This is a genomic window from Bacillus sp. CFBP9009, assembly GCF_036541465.1.
GTDB lineage: Bacteria > Bacillota > Bacilli > Bacillales > DSM-1321 > Peribacillus.
Map to the genome: position 1 here is coordinate 895,214 of NZ_JAZHFU010000001.1, position 16,545 is coordinate 911,758.

The 16,545-nt window shown below is 43.5% G+C and carries 17 protein-coding genes; 16 read left to right on the top strand and 1 reads right to left on the bottom strand.

Going from position 1 to position 16,545, the window contains the following annotated elements; translation table 11 throughout:
• The first annotated feature begins 34 nt into the window (after positions 1–34).
• The 10 genes from recD2 (at position 35) to V3595_RS04630 (ending at position 9,984) form a co-directional block, all read left to right on the top strand.
• Positions 35–2,440 carry an SF1B family DNA helicase RecD2 gene (recD2, locus tag V3595_RS04585; RefSeq protein ID WP_485905566.1) on the top strand — a complete coding sequence of 802 codons (2,406 nt, stop codon included), beginning with the start codon at positions 35–37 and terminating at the stop codon, positions 2,438–2,440.
• 80 nt (positions 2,441–2,520) lie between these two features.
• Entirely contained in the window at positions 2,521–3,090 is a 570-nt protein-coding gene (locus V3595_RS04590) for a LemA family protein (protein WP_373567490.1), read from the top strand.
• Positions 3,090–3,860 (top strand): TPM domain-containing protein, encoded by a 771-nt coding sequence (locus tag V3595_RS04595; RefSeq protein ID WP_485905567.1) that lies wholly within the window; start codon positions 3,090–3,092, stop codon positions 3,858–3,860. Before V3595_RS04590 ends, V3595_RS04595 begins: the two co-directional genes overlap by 1 nt.
• Before the next feature lie 140 nt (positions 3,861–4,000).
• Entirely contained in the window at positions 4,001–4,465 is a 465-nt protein-coding gene (locus V3595_RS04600; RefSeq protein WP_485905568.1) for a PRC-barrel domain-containing protein, read from the top strand.
• The gene (locus V3595_RS04605; RefSeq protein ID WP_034311361.1) at positions 4,455–4,670 is read left to right on the top strand and encodes a hypothetical protein; all 216 of its coding nucleotides are present in this window, start codon (positions 4,455–4,457) and stop codon (positions 4,668–4,670) included. Before V3595_RS04600 ends, V3595_RS04605 begins: the two co-directional genes overlap by 11 nt.
• A 226-nt stretch (positions 4,671–4,896) precedes the next feature.
• Positions 4,897–5,973 carry an AI-2E family transporter gene (locus tag V3595_RS04610; protein WP_485905569.1) on the top strand — a complete coding sequence of 359 codons (1,077 nt, stop codon included), beginning with the start codon at positions 4,897–4,899 and terminating at the stop codon, positions 5,971–5,973.
• Between the two features lie 311 nt (positions 5,974–6,284).
• A complete protein-coding gene (alaS, locus tag V3595_RS04615) occupies positions 6,285–8,921 on the top strand; it encodes an alanine--tRNA ligase (RefSeq protein ID WP_485905570.1) in 2,637 nt (878 codons plus the stop codon).
• Between the two features lie 66 nt (positions 8,922–8,987).
• A complete protein-coding gene (locus V3595_RS04620) occupies positions 8,988–9,257 on the top strand; it encodes an IreB family regulatory phosphoprotein (RefSeq protein WP_034311358.1) in 270 nt (89 codons plus the stop codon).
• Positions 9,257–9,682, top strand: a complete 426-nt coding sequence (gene ruvX, locus V3595_RS04625) for a Holliday junction resolvase RuvX (RefSeq protein WP_034308633.1) — start codon at positions 9,257–9,259, stop codon at positions 9,680–9,682. The genes V3595_RS04620 and ruvX overlap by 1 nt, the downstream gene beginning before the upstream one ends.
• Before the next feature lie 11 nt (positions 9,683–9,693).
• A complete protein-coding gene (locus V3595_RS04630; RefSeq protein WP_063232962.1) occupies positions 9,694–9,984 on the top strand; it encodes a DUF1292 domain-containing protein in 291 nt (96 codons plus the stop codon).
• A 281-nt stretch (positions 9,985–10,265) separates the two neighbouring features.
• On the opposite strand, the gene V3595_RS04635 is transcribed toward V3595_RS04630, so the two are convergent.
• The gene (locus V3595_RS04635) at positions 10,266–10,421 is read right to left on the bottom strand and encodes a hypothetical protein (protein ID WP_241589877.1); all 156 of its coding nucleotides are present in this window, start codon (positions 10,419–10,421) and stop codon (positions 10,266–10,268) included.
• Positions 10,422–10,735: 314 nt separating this feature from the next.
• Here V3595_RS04635 and mltG point away from each other — a divergent pair, with 314 nt between their 5' ends.
• From mltG to greA, 6 genes are all read left to right on the top strand, one after another.
• Positions 10,736–11,872, top strand: coding sequence for an endolytic transglycosylase MltG (mltG, locus tag V3595_RS04640; RefSeq protein ID WP_485905571.1), 1,137 nt, complete (start codon positions 10,736–10,738; stop codon positions 11,870–11,872).
• 264 nt (positions 11,873–12,136) lie between these two features.
• On the top strand, positions 12,137–12,802 hold the full coding sequence (locus tag V3595_RS04645) for an O-methyltransferase (RefSeq protein ID WP_485905572.1): 666 nt from the start codon (positions 12,137–12,139) through the stop codon (positions 12,800–12,802).
• Complete coding sequence (locus V3595_RS04650) at positions 12,789–13,718, top strand: peptidase U32 family protein (RefSeq protein WP_485905573.1); 930 nt, start codon at positions 12,789–12,791, stop codon at positions 13,716–13,718. The genes V3595_RS04645 and V3595_RS04650 overlap by 14 nt, the downstream gene beginning before the upstream one ends.
• A gap of 32 nt (positions 13,719–13,750) precedes the next feature.
• The gene (locus V3595_RS04655; protein WP_402897824.1) at positions 13,751–15,022 is read left to right on the top strand and encodes a peptidase U32 family protein; all 1,272 of its coding nucleotides are present in this window, start codon (positions 13,751–13,753) and stop codon (positions 15,020–15,022) included.
• A gap of 1 nt (position 15,023) precedes the next feature.
• Positions 15,024–15,662, top strand: coding sequence for a uridine kinase (gene udk, locus V3595_RS04660; protein ID WP_034308619.1), 639 nt, complete (start codon positions 15,024–15,026; stop codon positions 15,660–15,662).
• Between the two features lie 304 nt (positions 15,663–15,966).
• Positions 15,967–16,443: a transcription elongation factor GreA gene (gene greA / locus V3595_RS04665; protein ID WP_101222638.1), complete on the top strand. Its 477-nt coding sequence runs from the start codon at positions 15,967–15,969 to the stop codon at positions 16,441–16,443.
• The last annotated feature ends 102 nt before the right edge of the window (positions 16,444–16,545 follow it).

A 16,545-nucleotide genomic window follows, 5' to 3' on the forward strand; every position in this document is an offset into this window, starting at 1 on the left:
AAAAAGCATATGCATGGAAAGGTGGGGAGAAGCGTTGAGCCAGCAAGACTCGTTGGATTTGTTTTCAGAAGAGAAAATGTTCATGAAAGGAAGTCATTTAGTGACGATCTTTCATAATGAAGAAAATATGTACTCGGTTGTAAGAATTCGTGTGCATGAAACGAATCTGAATTATGAAGAAAAGGAAGCGGTCGTAACAGGTTATTTTCCAAGGATGCATGAGGATGAGATCTATATTTTTTATGGGGCCATGAAGGAACATCCGCGTTTTGGCCTTCAATTTCATGTAGAGCATTTTCGCAAGGATCTGCCTCAATCCAAGGAAGGCATCGTCAGTTATTTATCAGGTGACCTTTTCAAGGGCATTGGGAAGAAAACAGCTGAAAGCATTGTTGAGACACTGGGTGAAAAGGCAATTTCAAAAATTCTGGCTCAGCCCTCGCTACTTGATGATATCCCGAAGCTATCCGGGGAAAAGGCAAAGGGCCTCTATGATACATTGGTCGAGCATCAAGGTCTGGAGCAGGTGATGATCGCCCTGAATCAATATGGCTTCGGTCCGCAGCTGTCGATGAAGATTTATCAAATGTATAAACAGGATACGATCACGATGGTTCAGGGAAATCCGTATAAGCTCGTAGAGGATATTGAAGGGATTGGTTTTGGACGGGCGGATGAGCTTGGGCATCAGCTGGGCATTTCCGGCAGCCATCCCGACCGAATCAAGGCTGCGTGCTTGTATACGCTTGAATCTCAATGCCTGCAGGACGGAAATATCTACATAGAAGCCGAGCAGCTTTTGGAAGCGGTCAAACGGCTGCTGGAGGAAAATAAACGGGATCGCATTGAATTCACGAACATTTCCTCGGAAATAATCGAATTGACGCAAGAGGGGAAAATAGTTGTCGAGGATCAACGAATTTATCCTCCTTCGCTATTCTATTCGGAAAAGGGAATCGTAATGAACATCAAGCGGCTGCTTGCTCAAACCGAGTATGAGGACCAGTTCCCGGAATCGGAGTTCTTGCTTGCACTTGGAGAGCTGGAAGAACGTCTGGATGTTTCCTATGCCCCGGCCCAAAAGGAAGCGATCCAAACGGCCCTGCAATCACCCATGTTAATCTTGACGGGAGGACCGGGTACCGGTAAGACGACAGTCATCAAAGGAATCGTTGAGCTATATGCAGAGCTGCATGGCGTATCCATGGACATTAACGATTATAAAAAAGAAGGAAGCGATCCATTTCCATTCGTACTTGCAGCTCCCACTGGCCGTGCAGCGAAGCGCATGGCCGAATCGACTGGGCTTCCCGCTGTTACGATCCACCGGTTGCTCGGGTGGAACGGGAGTGAAGGTTTTTCCCATGATGAGGATAATCAGCTGGATGGCCGTATCGTAATCATCGATGAGGTTTCCATGGTGGATACGTGGCTGGCCCATCAATTGTTTAAAGCTGTGCCGGAAAATGTCCAAGTGATATTGGTTGGTGATGAAGATCAGCTGCCTTCTGTTGGACCTGGGCAGGTTTTAAAGGATTTGCTTGCATCGAATTGTGTACCGACTGTCAGTCTTGAACATATTTATCGTCAAGCCGATGGCTCGTCGATCATTGAATTGGCCCATGAAATCAAAAAAGGAAGGCTTCCGGCTGATGTCACGAAACAGCAAGAAGATCGATCGTTCATTCGCTGCCAGACTGGTCAAATCGCCCAAGTAATCGAGAAAGTGGTTGCCAATGCCAGGACGAAAGGTTTCACGGCCAAGGATATACAGGTGCTGGCTCCCATGTATAGAGGGCCTGCCGGGATTGATGCACTGAATAAAATGCTTCAGGAAGTGTTCAATAGCAATGCGGATGAAAAGCGGCGGGAAATAAAATTCGGAGACGTAATATACAGAACGGGAGATAAGGTGCTTCAACTGGTGAACCAGCCAGAGGAGGGTGTCTTTAATGGCGATATGGGAGAAATCGTGTCCATATTGTTCGCTAAAGAAAATACCGATTCTGTCGATAAAGTAATCATATCGTTCGAAGGCATCGAAGTGACATACACGAAGCAGGACTTGAACCAGATCACACATGCATATTGCTGCTCGATCCATAAGTCGCAAGGAAGCGAATTCCCCATTGTCATTTTACCTGTAGTGAAAAGCTATTATCGGATGCTCCGACGTAATTTATTGTATACGGCGATTACCCGCAGTAAAAATTTCTTGATCCTTTGTGGTGAAGAAGATGCATTCCGTTTAGGGATCGAGCGTAATGATGAGATGCGCCGCAAAACGACTTTGCGCGAAAAGCTGCGGGAAATTTTGAGTGAAGAAGAAATGCCGGCGGAAAAGGGAGAGCTACCTCAACAATCAAGTTATCTTGATATTCTCATGCATGCTGATCCGATGATCGGGATGGAGAATGTCACGCCTTATGATTTTATGTAACTGGTTCTTTTTGATGAATTTTGTTTAAAATTCATAGTTTTGGTGGAACTATAACTTATATGTGAAAGAGTAGGGGGGATTTGATGAAAAAAGGTTGGATAATAGGAATAGTCGTTGTCGTTTTACTTGTCATTTATGGAGCATCTTCTTACAACGGCCTTGTAAGTGCCAGTGAAGACGTCGACAATAAATGGTCACAGGTGGATAACCAATTAAAACGAAGAGCGGATTTGATTCCTAACCTTGTCGAAACGGTGAAGGGTTATGCTTCGCATGAAACGGAAGCCATTAAAGCGGTGAGTGATGCACGCTCGAAGCTGGCTGGTGCCAATTCGACGGAAGATGCGATTGATGCCGATCAAGAATTGAGTGGGGCCTTGAGCCGTCTTTTGGTGGTTGTCGAAAACTATCCGGATTTAAAGGCCAATGAGAACTTTAAGGGTCTCATGGATAGTTTGGAAGGAACGGAAAATCGGCTGACGGTAGCACGAAAAGACTATAATGATGAAGTTACCAACTATAATAAGATGATTAAACGCTTTCCGAAGAATATGATGGCAGGAGCGTTCGGGTTCGATGCCAAACCATATTTTGAAGTGACCGATCAAGAAAAAGAAACGCCAAAGGTTGATTTCGGGAGCGATAAATAATGAAAAGACTCGCTGTGTTTGCGCTATTCTTCATTCTCACGTTCGGTTTAGCAAACGTAGCCGCAGCACAACCTAACATCCCTGAACCAGTTGGGGATATATATGTTCAGGACTTTGCTGGAGTCCTCGATGATCAGGAAAAATCCGAACTCATCGAACTTGGGAAACGCTTGGATGATGCCACAAAAGCACAAATTTCCGTTTTGACGGTTGATTCGATGGAAGGATCCGAGATCGAGGAGTACTCGGTCGAGGCATTTAGATCATTCAAGCTTGGTGATGCCGAGTTGAACAACGGAGTCCTCATTGTGCTGGCCATGGAAGAACAGAAAATCCGCATTGAAGTGGGGTACGGTTTGGAAGGGGCCATTACCGATATAAGATCTGGACAGATTTTGGATGATGTGGCTATCCCTGCGCTGAAAGAGGGGAAATATGATGTTGCCCTGACGGAGACCTATAAGGCTGTATATAACGATGTCACGAAAGAATACAACCTAGGTGACGAATTTTATCAAGATCTCTCCGTTCAACCCGAGTCAGAAACCTTTCAGCCATCAGGTTTACAGATTTTCCTCATTATCATCGTTGTCATCGTCGTATTCATCCTCGATGCCAAGTTCTTTAAAGGATTTTTCCTTCAAACGCTAATCAATATCCTATTGATATTCATCAGTCGCGGAGGTGGCGGCGGCCGTGGAGGCGGCGGCGGTCCACGGGGCGGCGGCGGCGGAAGTTCCGGTGGCGGAGGTGCCAGCAGAGGATGGTAAGGTAAGTGTATTAGACCGGGAAACCGGTCTTTTTTTATGCCTGGTTTCTGTATTATCGGAAGAGGGACCAACAATGGAAAACCTTTCAGCACATCTATTTACATTAGTAAAGAGATAATAAAAATGTTCGGAAAGGCGGGATGACCTTGCGGACGTTTTCTTTATTGAAAGGGATGCCGGTTTTTACAATCAAAGGAGAAAGAATCGGCACGGTCCACGATTTATCAATTTCTGAAATGGGACAGGTAACAGGCTTGGTCGTTCATCAGCAAGCATTGTTCAAAAGAGCTTTTCATTTGAAACTCGACGATATTTCTTCATTCGGTCCAGATGGGATCGTCATCATGCAACAGGATTCAACCTTAAGGAAAATGCCTGCGGATTCCATTTGCCTTTCGAAGGACGAATTATTGGGACGCATGCTTTTTTCAGAAATGGGCGAAGAACTTGGTTTACTGCAGGATGTATATTTCAAGGAAAAAATGGGCACGATTATAGCGTATGAAACAACGGATGGGTTTTTCTCGGAGTCGACAGTGATAGAATCAAAACAGCCGCCTGCATTAGGGAAGGATACCATCATTGTTTCAGTTTATGAACAGTGAGGTGTCCATTTTGGAAATTAAATGTCCGAATTGCCGCAGTAAAGATGTTGGGAAGATTGGCGTAAATCAATATTATTGTTGGAATTGCTTTATTGAAATGACTCTATCCGAAGGGCTCATAAATACGCACCAAGTCGAGGAAGATGGAAGTTTAAGCTCATTGGACGATTTGTTTGAGGAAAATGACCGCCGCTTCGGTATGTAAATAACGGAAGAGGTGTTTGCAATGGCTAGACGTTCACGCAATACTCTAATGAATATGGGTTCGGACTTGATGAACTCGAAGATGTTTAAACGGAACATGAAGAAAATACGCAAAAGATTAAAGTCATTATTATAGCAGGAATGGGTGTCCTGATAATGAGGGCACTCTTTTTTATGTATGAAAACCTTCCGCCTTTCGAAGAATAAATGAGCGGGAGGTGTTTATTGTGAGTATTCGTCTAAAGTGGTTTTATCGCCTGGGTTTTTTATTGCTCTTATTTTTTGTTATCTATATCTTTATGAAACTTAAGCCCATGTGGGGACCTGTTGTTACTGTATGTGTGACGGTACTGCTGCCTTTTTTGATTGGTGCGTTCATCAGTTACTTGCTGCACCCTGTAGTGGAATATTTAAATGAGAAAGGGATGCGTCGCTGGCTTTCGATAACGATCATTTATTTGTTGTTTTTCGGAGGGATCGGTTTTGCTGTTTATAAAGGTATTCCAGTGATCGTCAGCCAGGTTCGCGAGCTGTCGGAAAGCGTGCCGGAACTGGTTGAACAGTACCGGGGCAGCATTGATAAACTCAATCATCAAACGGCGGCGTGGCCGTTCGGAATTCATGAAAGATTCGAAGAGGGTGTCACCCTTTTCGAAGATTGGCTGAAGCGCATACCTGAAAAGGCGATGGAGTATGCAATGAAGATGATTGATTTCATCGTCCTGATTGCGTTGATTCCATTCATTGCTTTTTATATCCTGAAAGATTTCACCGTTTTAAAAAAAATGGCATGGTATATGACCCCTAAAAAATGGCGCAAGCAGGGGCGGGCATTCGTTCGTGATGTGGATGCGTCGCTTGGCGGCTATATCCGCGGACAAATCATCGTCTGTGTCGTGATCGGTTTGATTTCCTCGCTGCTCTTCTGGATAGTCGGAATGAAATATCCGCTTCTTTTGGGGGCGATAATCGGAATAACGAATGTCATTCCGTATTTCGGACCGATTATTGGGGCCATTCCTGCAGTGGTCATCGCCGCGACAATGTCAGTTAAAATGGTGTTGATCATAGCGGTCATCGTGCTTGTACTTCAATTTCTTGAGGGGAATATCCTGTCGCCGCTAATAGTCGGTAAAAGCCTCCATATGCATCCGCTGTTCATCATGCTTGCATTATTGGCCGGAGGTGAAATAGGCGGTATCGTGGGCATGGTCCTTTCGATTCCCATCTTGGCTGTATTGAAGGTTTTTGTACTTCATGCCCGCGTTCACTTTAGAAAGAAGCCGCCCCTTATTGACAAATAAAAGTCTTGTGAATATAATCCATTACATAAGATAATTCGTTGAAGGATGAAGTATGCTGAAGTCCATCTAAAAGAGAGGGGTCCCCCAGGCTGAAAGGGACTGCCAGGTGAAGAGCAGCAGAAAGCTAGTCCTGAGAGCAGCTAATACCTGCCGTCATGCCGCGTTAAGGCTTTTATGAAGGTGATGGGCCTGGGATGAATTCCTGCGTCCATAATCAGGGTGGTACCGCGAGTCAACTCTCGTCCCTGTTTTTGGGATGGGGGTTTTTTGTGTGCTCAAAATTACATAATTTTTAAAAGGAGGATATATATATGAAGTATTTAACTGGTGCTCAAATCCGCCAAATGTATTTAGATTTTTTTAGTGAAAAAGGACATAACATCGAACCAAGTGCGTCATTGGTTCCTCATGAAGATCCATCATTGCTTTGGATCAATTCCGGGGTGGCGACGTTAAAGAAATATTTTGACGGACGGGTGATTCCTGAAAATCCAAGGATTACAAATGCTCAAAAGGCGATCCGTACAAACGATATTGAGAACGTGGGGAAAACTGCACGTCATCATACGTTTTTTGAAATGCTCGGAAACTTCTCCATTGGTGAATATTTCAAAGAAGAAGCCATCACATGGGCATGGGAATTTTTGACGGATGAAAAATGGATTGGGTTCGACAAAGACAAATTGGCTGTGACGATCCATCCTGAAGATGATGAAGCATTCGAACTCTGGAATAAGAAAATCGGTGTTCCTGCTGAAAGGATCATTCGCCTGGAAGAGAACTTCTGGGATATCGGTGAAGGTCCAAGCGGCCCGAATACAGAGATTTTCTATGACCGCGGACCAGCATATGGCGATGATCCGAATGATCCGGAACTATACCCAGGCGGGGAAAATGAACGGCATCTAGAAGTCTGGAATCTTGTGTTTTCCCAATTCAACCATAATCCGGACGGTTCTTACACACCGCTTCCAAAGAAAAATATCGATACAGGCATGGGCCTTGAACGTATGGCTTCCGTCGTTCAAGATGTTGCAACGAACTATGATACAGATTTATTCATGCCAATCATCCGGGCAGTCGAAGAGATTTCCGATGTGAAATATGGTGTTGATAAAGAAAAAGATGTTGCATTCAAGGTTATTGCCGACCATATTCGTACGGTAGCCTTTGCAGTAGGTGACGGGGCTCTTCCATCCAACGAAGGCCGCGGTTATGTATTGCGCCGTTTACTCCGCAGAGCGGTTCGGTATGCTAAGCAAATCAACATCAATCGACCATTCATGTTCGAGCTTGTGACGGTCGTCGGCGAAATCATGAAAGACTTCTACCCTGAAGTCCTTAAGAATAAAGAGTTCATTGCAAAAGTAATCAAGAATGAAGAGGAACGCTTCCATGAAACTCTAAATGATGGACTCGCCATCCTTTCTGAAGTCATTAAAAAGGAAAAGGAAAAAGGCGGTACAACCATTCCTGGCAGTGATGCATTCCGTTTATATGACACATATGGCTTCCCGATTGAGTTAACGGAAGAATATGCAGAAGAAGAAGGCATGACGGTCGATCAGGCTGGATTTGAAAAGGAAATGGATGCACAGCGTGAACGTGCCCGTTCAGCGCGTCAAGATGTGGATTCCATGCAAATCCAAGGCGGGGTATTGGGAGATATTAAAGTTGAAAGTGAATTTGTCGGCTATGATCAAGTCGCTGTCGAAGCCAAAGTAGCTGCCATAGTAAAAAATGGCGAGCTTGTAACGGAGGCACAAGAAGGTGAAGAAGTTCAAGTGATACTGAACAAGACTCCTTTCTACGCGGAAAGCGGCGGACAAATAGCCGATATAGGAACGATGGCCAGTGAAACCGTTAATGTTGATGTCCATGATGTCCAAAAGGCTCCTAATGGCCAAAATCTGCACCGTGTAACAGTTACTGCCGGGACTTTAACAACAGATTCCGATATCGTTGCTACGGTAAATCAAGAAAATCGGATCCATATCACGAAAAACCATACAGCGACGCATCTTTTGCATCAGGCGTTGAAAGATGTGCTTGGTACACATGTCAATCAAGCTGGATCACTCGTGCAGGCTGAGCGCCTTCGCTTCGATTTCTCTCATTTTGGCCAGATAACGGCGGAAGAGATTGAACAGATCGAAACGATTGTAAATGAAAAGATTTGGCAAAGCTTACAAGTGAATACGGACTATAAAAACATCGAGGAAGCAAAGGCTATGGGCGCAATGGCATTGTTCGGCGAAAAATACGGCAAGATTGTCCGTGTCGTTCAAATCGGCGATTACAGCCTTGAGCTTTGCGGGGGTGTCCACGTTCCGAATACAGCGGTAATCGGCTTGTTCAAAATCGTATCCGAAAGCGGCATCGGTGCAGGTACTCGCCGTATTGAAGCGGTAACGGGTGCAGGGGCATACAAATTGATGACTGATCAAATCGGTGTCTTGAAAGACGCGGCTGCCAAATTGAAAACGAACTTGAAAGATGTACCTTCAAGAATTGAAACGGTACTAGCTGAAGTGAAGGATCTTCATCGTGAGAATGAAAGCCTTACTGCAAAATTAAGTAATATTGAAGCAAGCAGCCTTGTTTCTAACGTAAAAGACGTAAATGGCGTTCAAGTATTGGTGGCAAAGGTTCAAGCTACCGACATGAATAATCTGCGTGCCATGGCAGATGATTTGAAACAAAAGCTCGATTCTGTCATTATCGTATTAGGTTCGGCCCAAGGTGATAAAGTCAATTTGATTGCCGGAGTGACTAAGGATTACATCGACCGCGGCTTCCATGCTGGTAAATTGGTCAAAGAAGTTGCTTCCCGTTGCGGCGGCGGCGGTGGCGGACGTCCAGATATGGCCCAAGCCGGCGGAAAAGACCCAGAAAAATTGGATGCAGCGCTTAATTTTGTTGAAGAATGGGTCTTATCGATTTCATAATCAATGGAAAGTGTTGTACAATGTAGGTAATAGTGGATTCTGGACGCTGAGGAGAGGTGCATGTTTATGAGTTCCTTTGATAAAACGATGAAATTTAATTTTCCCGAAGAACCATTCGAAAGAGATGTACAAGAAGTATTGTCTCAAGTTTATGTTGCACTTCAGGAAAAAGGTTATAATCCGATAAACCAGATTGTCGGTTATCTATTATCTGGTGACCCGGCCTACATCCCGCGCCATATGGATGCTCGAAACATTATTCGTAAGCTTGAACGCGATGAAATCATCGAAGAATTGGTTAAGTCGTATCTTAAGAACCATCGAGAGGAATACTAATGCGCACAATGGGACTTGATTTAGGTTCAAAAACCATCGGCGTTGCCCTGAGTGACGCGATGGGTTGGACTGCACAAGGATTGGAAACGATCAAAATTAACGAAGCTGGAAATGACTTCGGCTTTAAACGCCTCAATGAAATCATAAAAGAGCATGATGTTTCTAAAATTGTCCTCGGTTTACCTAAAAACATGAATGGGACCGTTGGACCGCGAGGCGAGATCAGCCAAGATTTCGCTAAACGATTAGAAAACAAATTCAAGCTGCCGGTGTTTCTCTGGGATGAACGGTTGACAACTATGGCGGCTGAACGTGTCCTTCTTGAGGCGGACGTGAGCCGAAGCAAACGCAAGAAAGTCATTGATAAAATGGCAGCTGTCATGATTCTGCAAGGATTCTTGGACAGACAAACAAATTCAATATGAGGTGAATACAAATGGAACACGGCGAAAACAACATTACAGTAGTAGATGAAAACGGAAACGAGCAGCTTTGCGAAATCCTTTTCACATTCGACTCAGATAAATTCAACAAATCTTATGTACTTTACTATCCGATGTCTGCGGAAGATGATGAGGAAGAAATCGAAATCCACGCTTCATCATTCGTACCGAGCGAAGATAATAAAGATGGTGAACTTACACCAATCGAAACAGAAGAAGAGTGGGATCTAGTCGAAGAAATGTTAAATACATTCCTTGACCAAGAAGAAGCAGAAGAAGAATAAGAGAAAAAACCGGCCCTTAAAGGTCGGTTTTTTTTTTGAAAAGAGGAAGATTTGGAACGGAAGGTGCGAGACTCCTGCGGGAAAAGCGTGTCTAAGGAGACCCCGCAGGCGGAAGCCGAGGAGGCTCCCGAGACCGCCCGCGGAAAGCGAGTACCTGGAGTGGAAATTTAACTATCTGAATCGATTGGAGCGAGTGCCTGAAAACAAATAAACGTTCAACAAACCTGTAATAAACTGTGGACATGAAGGTCGTTTTTTTTCATTTATGTACCAGTAACACCTTATCTTTTCTCTGCGAATAAAAGCATAAAAGTGGCGAGTGGACCCAAAAATAATGATAGCAAGAACCAATTCAACGCCGTTCTATTTTTACCTTGAGCAAGTCCGGCGTTTATGAGTGCCAATGTCCCCCAACCTACAAAATAAGAATGATCCAACTCCTTCACACCTTTCTTTATCTTAAATCAATAATATCATTCCTACATGAATATTCCTGTCATTTCCTGAAATGCCTAACACATTCAGGAAACAAATTTAAGAAATAGGTATCACTATTTTCCTATAAAATAACACCTGTATATTGACAAAACTAGTGCATTTTTGCCATAAATAGAGTAGTGATGAATGTAGTTTTGCAAAAAACATGTAATTATTTGTTGATTTTAGTATAATGTTCGAAGCAAAGATTAATTAGAGAAGCATCATCTAGAAACCATTCTGTAGTTGGTGTGAGTTTGCAGGGGGAATGAAAATGGATGAAAAAGATAAAAATTTATCTAAAAAGGAACATATCCGAATGAAATTGTTAGAACAGCAAGGAGAAGCCAAGCTGGTTCGTAAAATCATCATGATTACGATAGCTTCGCTTATTGTACTAATTGGGATAGTTGGTCTTGTAGGCTTTTTATATATCAACTCAGCCATGAAACCAGTCGATCCCGAAGATGACACCATCAAGAAAGTGAAAATCCCAATTGGTTCTTCCGTTAACGGAATTTCAACACTGCTTGAAGAGCAGGGGATAATCAAGGACGCACGCGTATTCAAATATTATATTAAATTCCGCAATGAATCCGGTTTTCAGGCGGGTGAGTATAAATTATCACCTTCTATGCCAATTGAAGATATCGTCACAAGCATCAAAACCGGAAAACTCATGAAGGAAGCTGCAATGAAGATAACGATTCCTGAAGGAAAGCAGCTTGTCCAAATTGCCGATATCATCGCAGTGAAGACGGGTGAAGATCCGAAAAAGGTCTTTAAGAAATTGAATGATAAGAAATTCGTTGATTCCATGCAAAAGAAATTTCCGCAGCTCTTGACCTCGGAAATTGAAAATGAAAAGGTTTTATATCCGCTTGAAGGATACCTTTTCCCAGCTACTTATGACTTTTATGAGGAAAAGCCGACACTGGAATCGATCGTCATCGAGATGCTGAAGAAAACCGAAGAGACATTGCAGGCATACGAGACCCAGATGGACAAAAACGATTATTCCGTTCACGAGATGCTGACCTTCGCTTCGCTTGTTGAAGAAGAGGCGACGGCACAGGTCGATCGCGGAAAAATAGCTTCCGTTTTTTACAATCGTATCGAGGAAGAGATGCCGCTTCAAACGGATCCGACCGTTTTGTATGCGAAAGGTTCACATAAGAGCAGGGTGTATTATAAAGACCTTGAGGTGAAATCGCCTTATAATACGTATAAGAATAAGGGGCTGCCTCCAGGGCCGATTGCAAATGCCGGAACGACATCGATCGATGCGGTACTGAAACCTGAGAAAACGGATTACCTATACTTTTTGGCAACACCTGAAGGGGAAGTCCTTTACTCGAAAACCTTGGATGACCACAATATCAAAAAGGCAGAGCATATTTCCAATAAATAAATAAATAAAGAAATGCAATGTGACTGAGGGGGGAGAGATATTACTTTCCCCTTGTTTTTATGATAGAATAGTACAAGTGAATTTTAGATCCGATTCCTATCGGTGACGTAACTCGGCGAATGCCGGGTTTTATTTTGAAAGATAAGGAAATGTAGATCGTCAAGCATACTTGTTTCAGCTGCTCCTTGTGAGGAAATTGACCTATCAATTTCTTCATGTTACTGACCAAGCGCTTTTGTTTTCCTTATAATTGGAGGAAACGTTTTGAACGGAAAAATAGAACAATATCTTCATTCCTTAATTCCGGAGCGTACGGGTTTGCTTAAGGAGTTGGAAGATTTTGCGATGGAAAATAATGTGCCGATCATGGAGCCCGAAGGCATTGAGGTGCTGCTTCAGATTTTAAGGCTTCATCAGCCTAAGGCGATATTGGAGGTAGGTTCAGCGATTGGCTATTCGGCCATAAGGATGGCTGAGACCCTTCCGGAAGCTCGAATCGTCACACTTGAACGCAATGAAGCCCGTATTGAGCAGGCAAGAGCTAACTTCAAGAAGGCGGGACTGTCGGAAAGGATCACCCTCATTGAAGGGGATGCCCTTGAAGCGGGACCGAAAGTCATGGAACATGGTCCGTTTGACATCATCTTCGTTGATGCAGCTAAAGGGCAGTACAAGCGATTCTTTGAACTGTTTGAACCATTCCTGGCTAATGCTGGCATTATTATTACTGATAATGTTTTATTCAAAGGCCTAGTTGCCGAAAACATTGAAGAAATGGAAATGACGAGAAGAAAGCGAGCTCTCATCAAAAAAATCAGAGACTTTAACATCTGGTTACATGACCATCCCAATTTCGATACCGTAATTTTGCCTATTGGTGATGGTGTGGCCATAAGTAAACATAGAGGTGACAAAAATGAAAAAGCCTGAATTACTCGTGACTCCGATAAGTGTCGATCATATAACAGAACTCATCGATGCCGGCGCTGACGCCTTCGTCATTGGCGAACAACGTTATGCACTAAGGCTGGCAGGAGAGTTCAAACGTGAAGATGTCGAGAAGGCGATTGAGCTTGCACATGCCGCGGGCAAGAAAGTGTATGTATCCATGAACGCCATATTTCATAATGAAAAAGTGGACGAGCTTGAAGGGTATGTCACTTTCCTTAAAGAAGCTGGTGCCGACCGGATCATATTCGGTGATCCCGCAGTCTTAATGGCTGTCCGTGCCGTGGCACCTGATATGCCCCTGCACTGGAATACAGAGATGACGGTAACGAACTGGTACACATGTAATTACTGGGGGAAACGCGGTGCTGTCCGTGCCGTGGCTGCCCGTGAGATAAGTCTGGACGAGATAGTGGAAATGAAGGAAAATGCCGAAGTGGAGATTGAAGTGCAAGTGCACGGCATGACATGCATGTTCCAATCGAAGCGTACGCTTCTAGGTAATTACTTTGAATACCAAGGCAAGGCAATGGAAGTGGAAAATCGGAAGGAAAATAGAAGTATGTTCTTGCATGATAAGGAACGTGAAAATAAATATCCGATTTATGAAGATGAAAATGGCACACATATCATGAGTCCGAATGATATGTGCATGATTGATGAACTTCAGGAATTGATTGAAGCGGAAATCGATTCATTGAAAATCGAAGGATTATTACAAACACCGGAATATATCATTGAAATGACAAAGCTATATCGGGAAGCGATTGACGTATGTGCTGAAGACCCTGACCGCTATGATGATATGAAATCTGAGCTCTTTGAAAAAGTCAAAGCGGTTCAGCCGGATAACCGCGAGTTGGATACCGGGTTCTTCTTTAAAGAATCGGTTTATTAAAGAAAAGGGTAAGAGAAAGAGGAGGAATAGCCTTGAATGCTATTGCTGATAAAATTTCCAAGATCGTTGATGGAAAGAGAGTCATTGTAAAAAAACCGGAATTGCTGGCTCCGGCCGGCAACCTTGAAAAATTAAAAATTGCCGTCCATTACGGCGCGGATGCCGTGTTCATTGGCGGTCAGGAATATGGTCTTCGTTCCAATGCCGGCAACTTCACGTTTGAGGAAATGAAGGAAGGCGTCGAATTCGCTAAAAAGTATGGCGCTAAAGTATATGTAACGACAAATATCTTCGCGCATAATGAAAATATAGATGGTTTGGATGAATACCTTGAAGGACTTCAGGAGGCTGGGGTTCATGGTATCATCGTAGCCGATCCATTAATCATCGAAACCTGTAAACGGGTCGCTCCGAACGTCGAGATCCATTTAAGCACACAGCAATCGCTATCGAACTGGAAGGCTGTTCAGTATTGGAAAGAGGAAGGCTTGGAGCGGGTTGTTTTGGCACGTGAGACGAGTGCTGATGAAATCCGTGAAATGAAGGAGAAGGTCGATATCGAGATCGAGGCTTTCGTTCATGGAGCCATGTGCATTGCCTATTCTGGACGATGCACTCTTTCGAACCATATGACGGCGCGTGATTCGAACCGCGGCGGCTGCTGTCAGTCTTGCCGTTGGGATTATGATTTATATGAGTTGGATCAAGACGGGGAAAAGGCTTTATTCGATAAAGAAGATGCTCCATTCGCAATGAGTCCAAAAGACTTGAAGCTGATTGAATCACTGCCAGGCATGATTGAAATTGGCATAGACAGCTTAAAAGTCGAAGGAAGAATGAAGTCCATTCATTATATTGCAACAGTTGTCAGTGTCTATCGTAAAGTAATTGATGCGTATTGTGCCGATCCGGACAATTTCAAGATTAAACAAGAATGGCTGGAAGAGCTTGATAAGTGTGCGAATCGTGAGACGGCATCATCGTTCATGGAAGGTGAAATTCCTGGGTATAAACAGCAAATGTTCGGGAATCATACCGTAAAGACTCGCTTCGACTTCGCAGGGTTGGTGCTTGATTACAACGAGGAAACTAAAATCGTTACCATGCAGCAACGTAACTTCTTCAAGCCTGGAGATGAAGTGGAGTTTTTTGGACCGGAAATCGAAAACTTCACTCAAAAAATCGGTACGATCTGGGATGAGTCAGGTAAGGAGCTGGAGGCAGCCCGCCATCCGCTTCAAATTGTCCGCATTCAAGTAGATAATAGAGTTTATGTGAACAATATGATGCGGAAGGAGAATTGACATGACAAGAAAGAAACCAGTGGTCATCGGAGTTACCGGAGGGTCCGGATCAGGTAAAACAAGTGTTACCCGTTCCATTTTTGAATTCTTTCAAGGACATTCCATCTTGATGATCGAACAAGATTATTACTATAAAGATCAAAGTCATCTGCCTTTTGAAGAGCGCTTGAAAACGAACTATGATCATCCGCTTGCCTTTGATAATGATTTGCTAATCGATCACATTAACGCATTGCTGCGCTATGAAACGATAGAAAAACCGGTGTATGATTATTCGATCCATACGCGTTCAGAAGAAGTCATCACAGTTGAGCCCCAGGATGTCATCATCCTTGAAGGGATTCTTGTGCTGGAGGACGAGCGCCTCCGAGACTTGATGGATATGAAGCTATATGTTGATACGGACGCAGACTTGCGGATCCTTCGTCGGATGACCCGTGATATTAAAGAACGCGGTCGTTCCATAGATTCCGTCATCGAACAATACATCAGTGTCGTTCGCCCGATGCATAATCAGTTCATAGAACCGACGAAGCGTTATGCCGACATCATCATTCCAGAAGGCGGTCAAAACCATGTGGCAATTGACCTCATGGTGACAAAAATTCAAACAATCCTTGAACAAAAGTCTTTTTTGTAATAACATAGCATAAATAATGATAGGTGCCATTTTCCTTCGTTTATTTAAATAATCCCAACTATTTATTGGGAAAGACTGGACAAATGTTGGAAAACGCAATACTCTATTCTTGATACAGAACGAACCGGCTGCACACCGCAGTCGGTTTATATACTAAGGAACGGATGTTTCTTAGTATCGAAGCGCGTACTTTTTAAGTCGCGCAATTATATATTCTGACTCGATTTCAGGGTTAAGCACTATATAGTACATAAACTTGTCACAGCGAATGCTTGCTGTAAAGAATTTGAAGGAGTGAAGGGTTTTGGCAATTGAAAAAGAATATCCAATGACTATTGAAGGTAAGTTAAAGCTTGAACAGGAACTGGAACAGTTAAAAACGGTTAAACGTAAAGAAGTGGTGGAAAGAATCAAAATCGCCCGCAGTTTTGGGGATCTTTCCGAGAACTCAGAGTACGATTCCGCAAAAGAAGAGCAGGCTTTCGTTGAAGGACGTATTACAACAATCGAAAACATGATCCGTAATGCAAAAATCATTGAAGGCAATGATTCGAATACAGATACAGTTTCACTTGGAAAGTCGGTAACATTCGTTGAACTTCCAAATGGTGACGAAGAAACATATTCCATCGTAGGAAGCGTTGAAGCGGATCCATTCGAAGGGAAAATCTCCAATGATTCCCCGATCGCGAAAAGCCTGATAGGGAAAAGGGTCGGCGACAAGGTATCTATCATGACACCTGGCGGCGAAATGAGCGTCAAGATTGTTTCCATCGACTAATTAAATGCAAAAGGGGATGTCCATGGGGCATCCTCTTTTTTATCGGAAAAATGCCGCGTTAAATTTGTTCATAATTGTTTAAAAATTCGCACCTCGTCAACA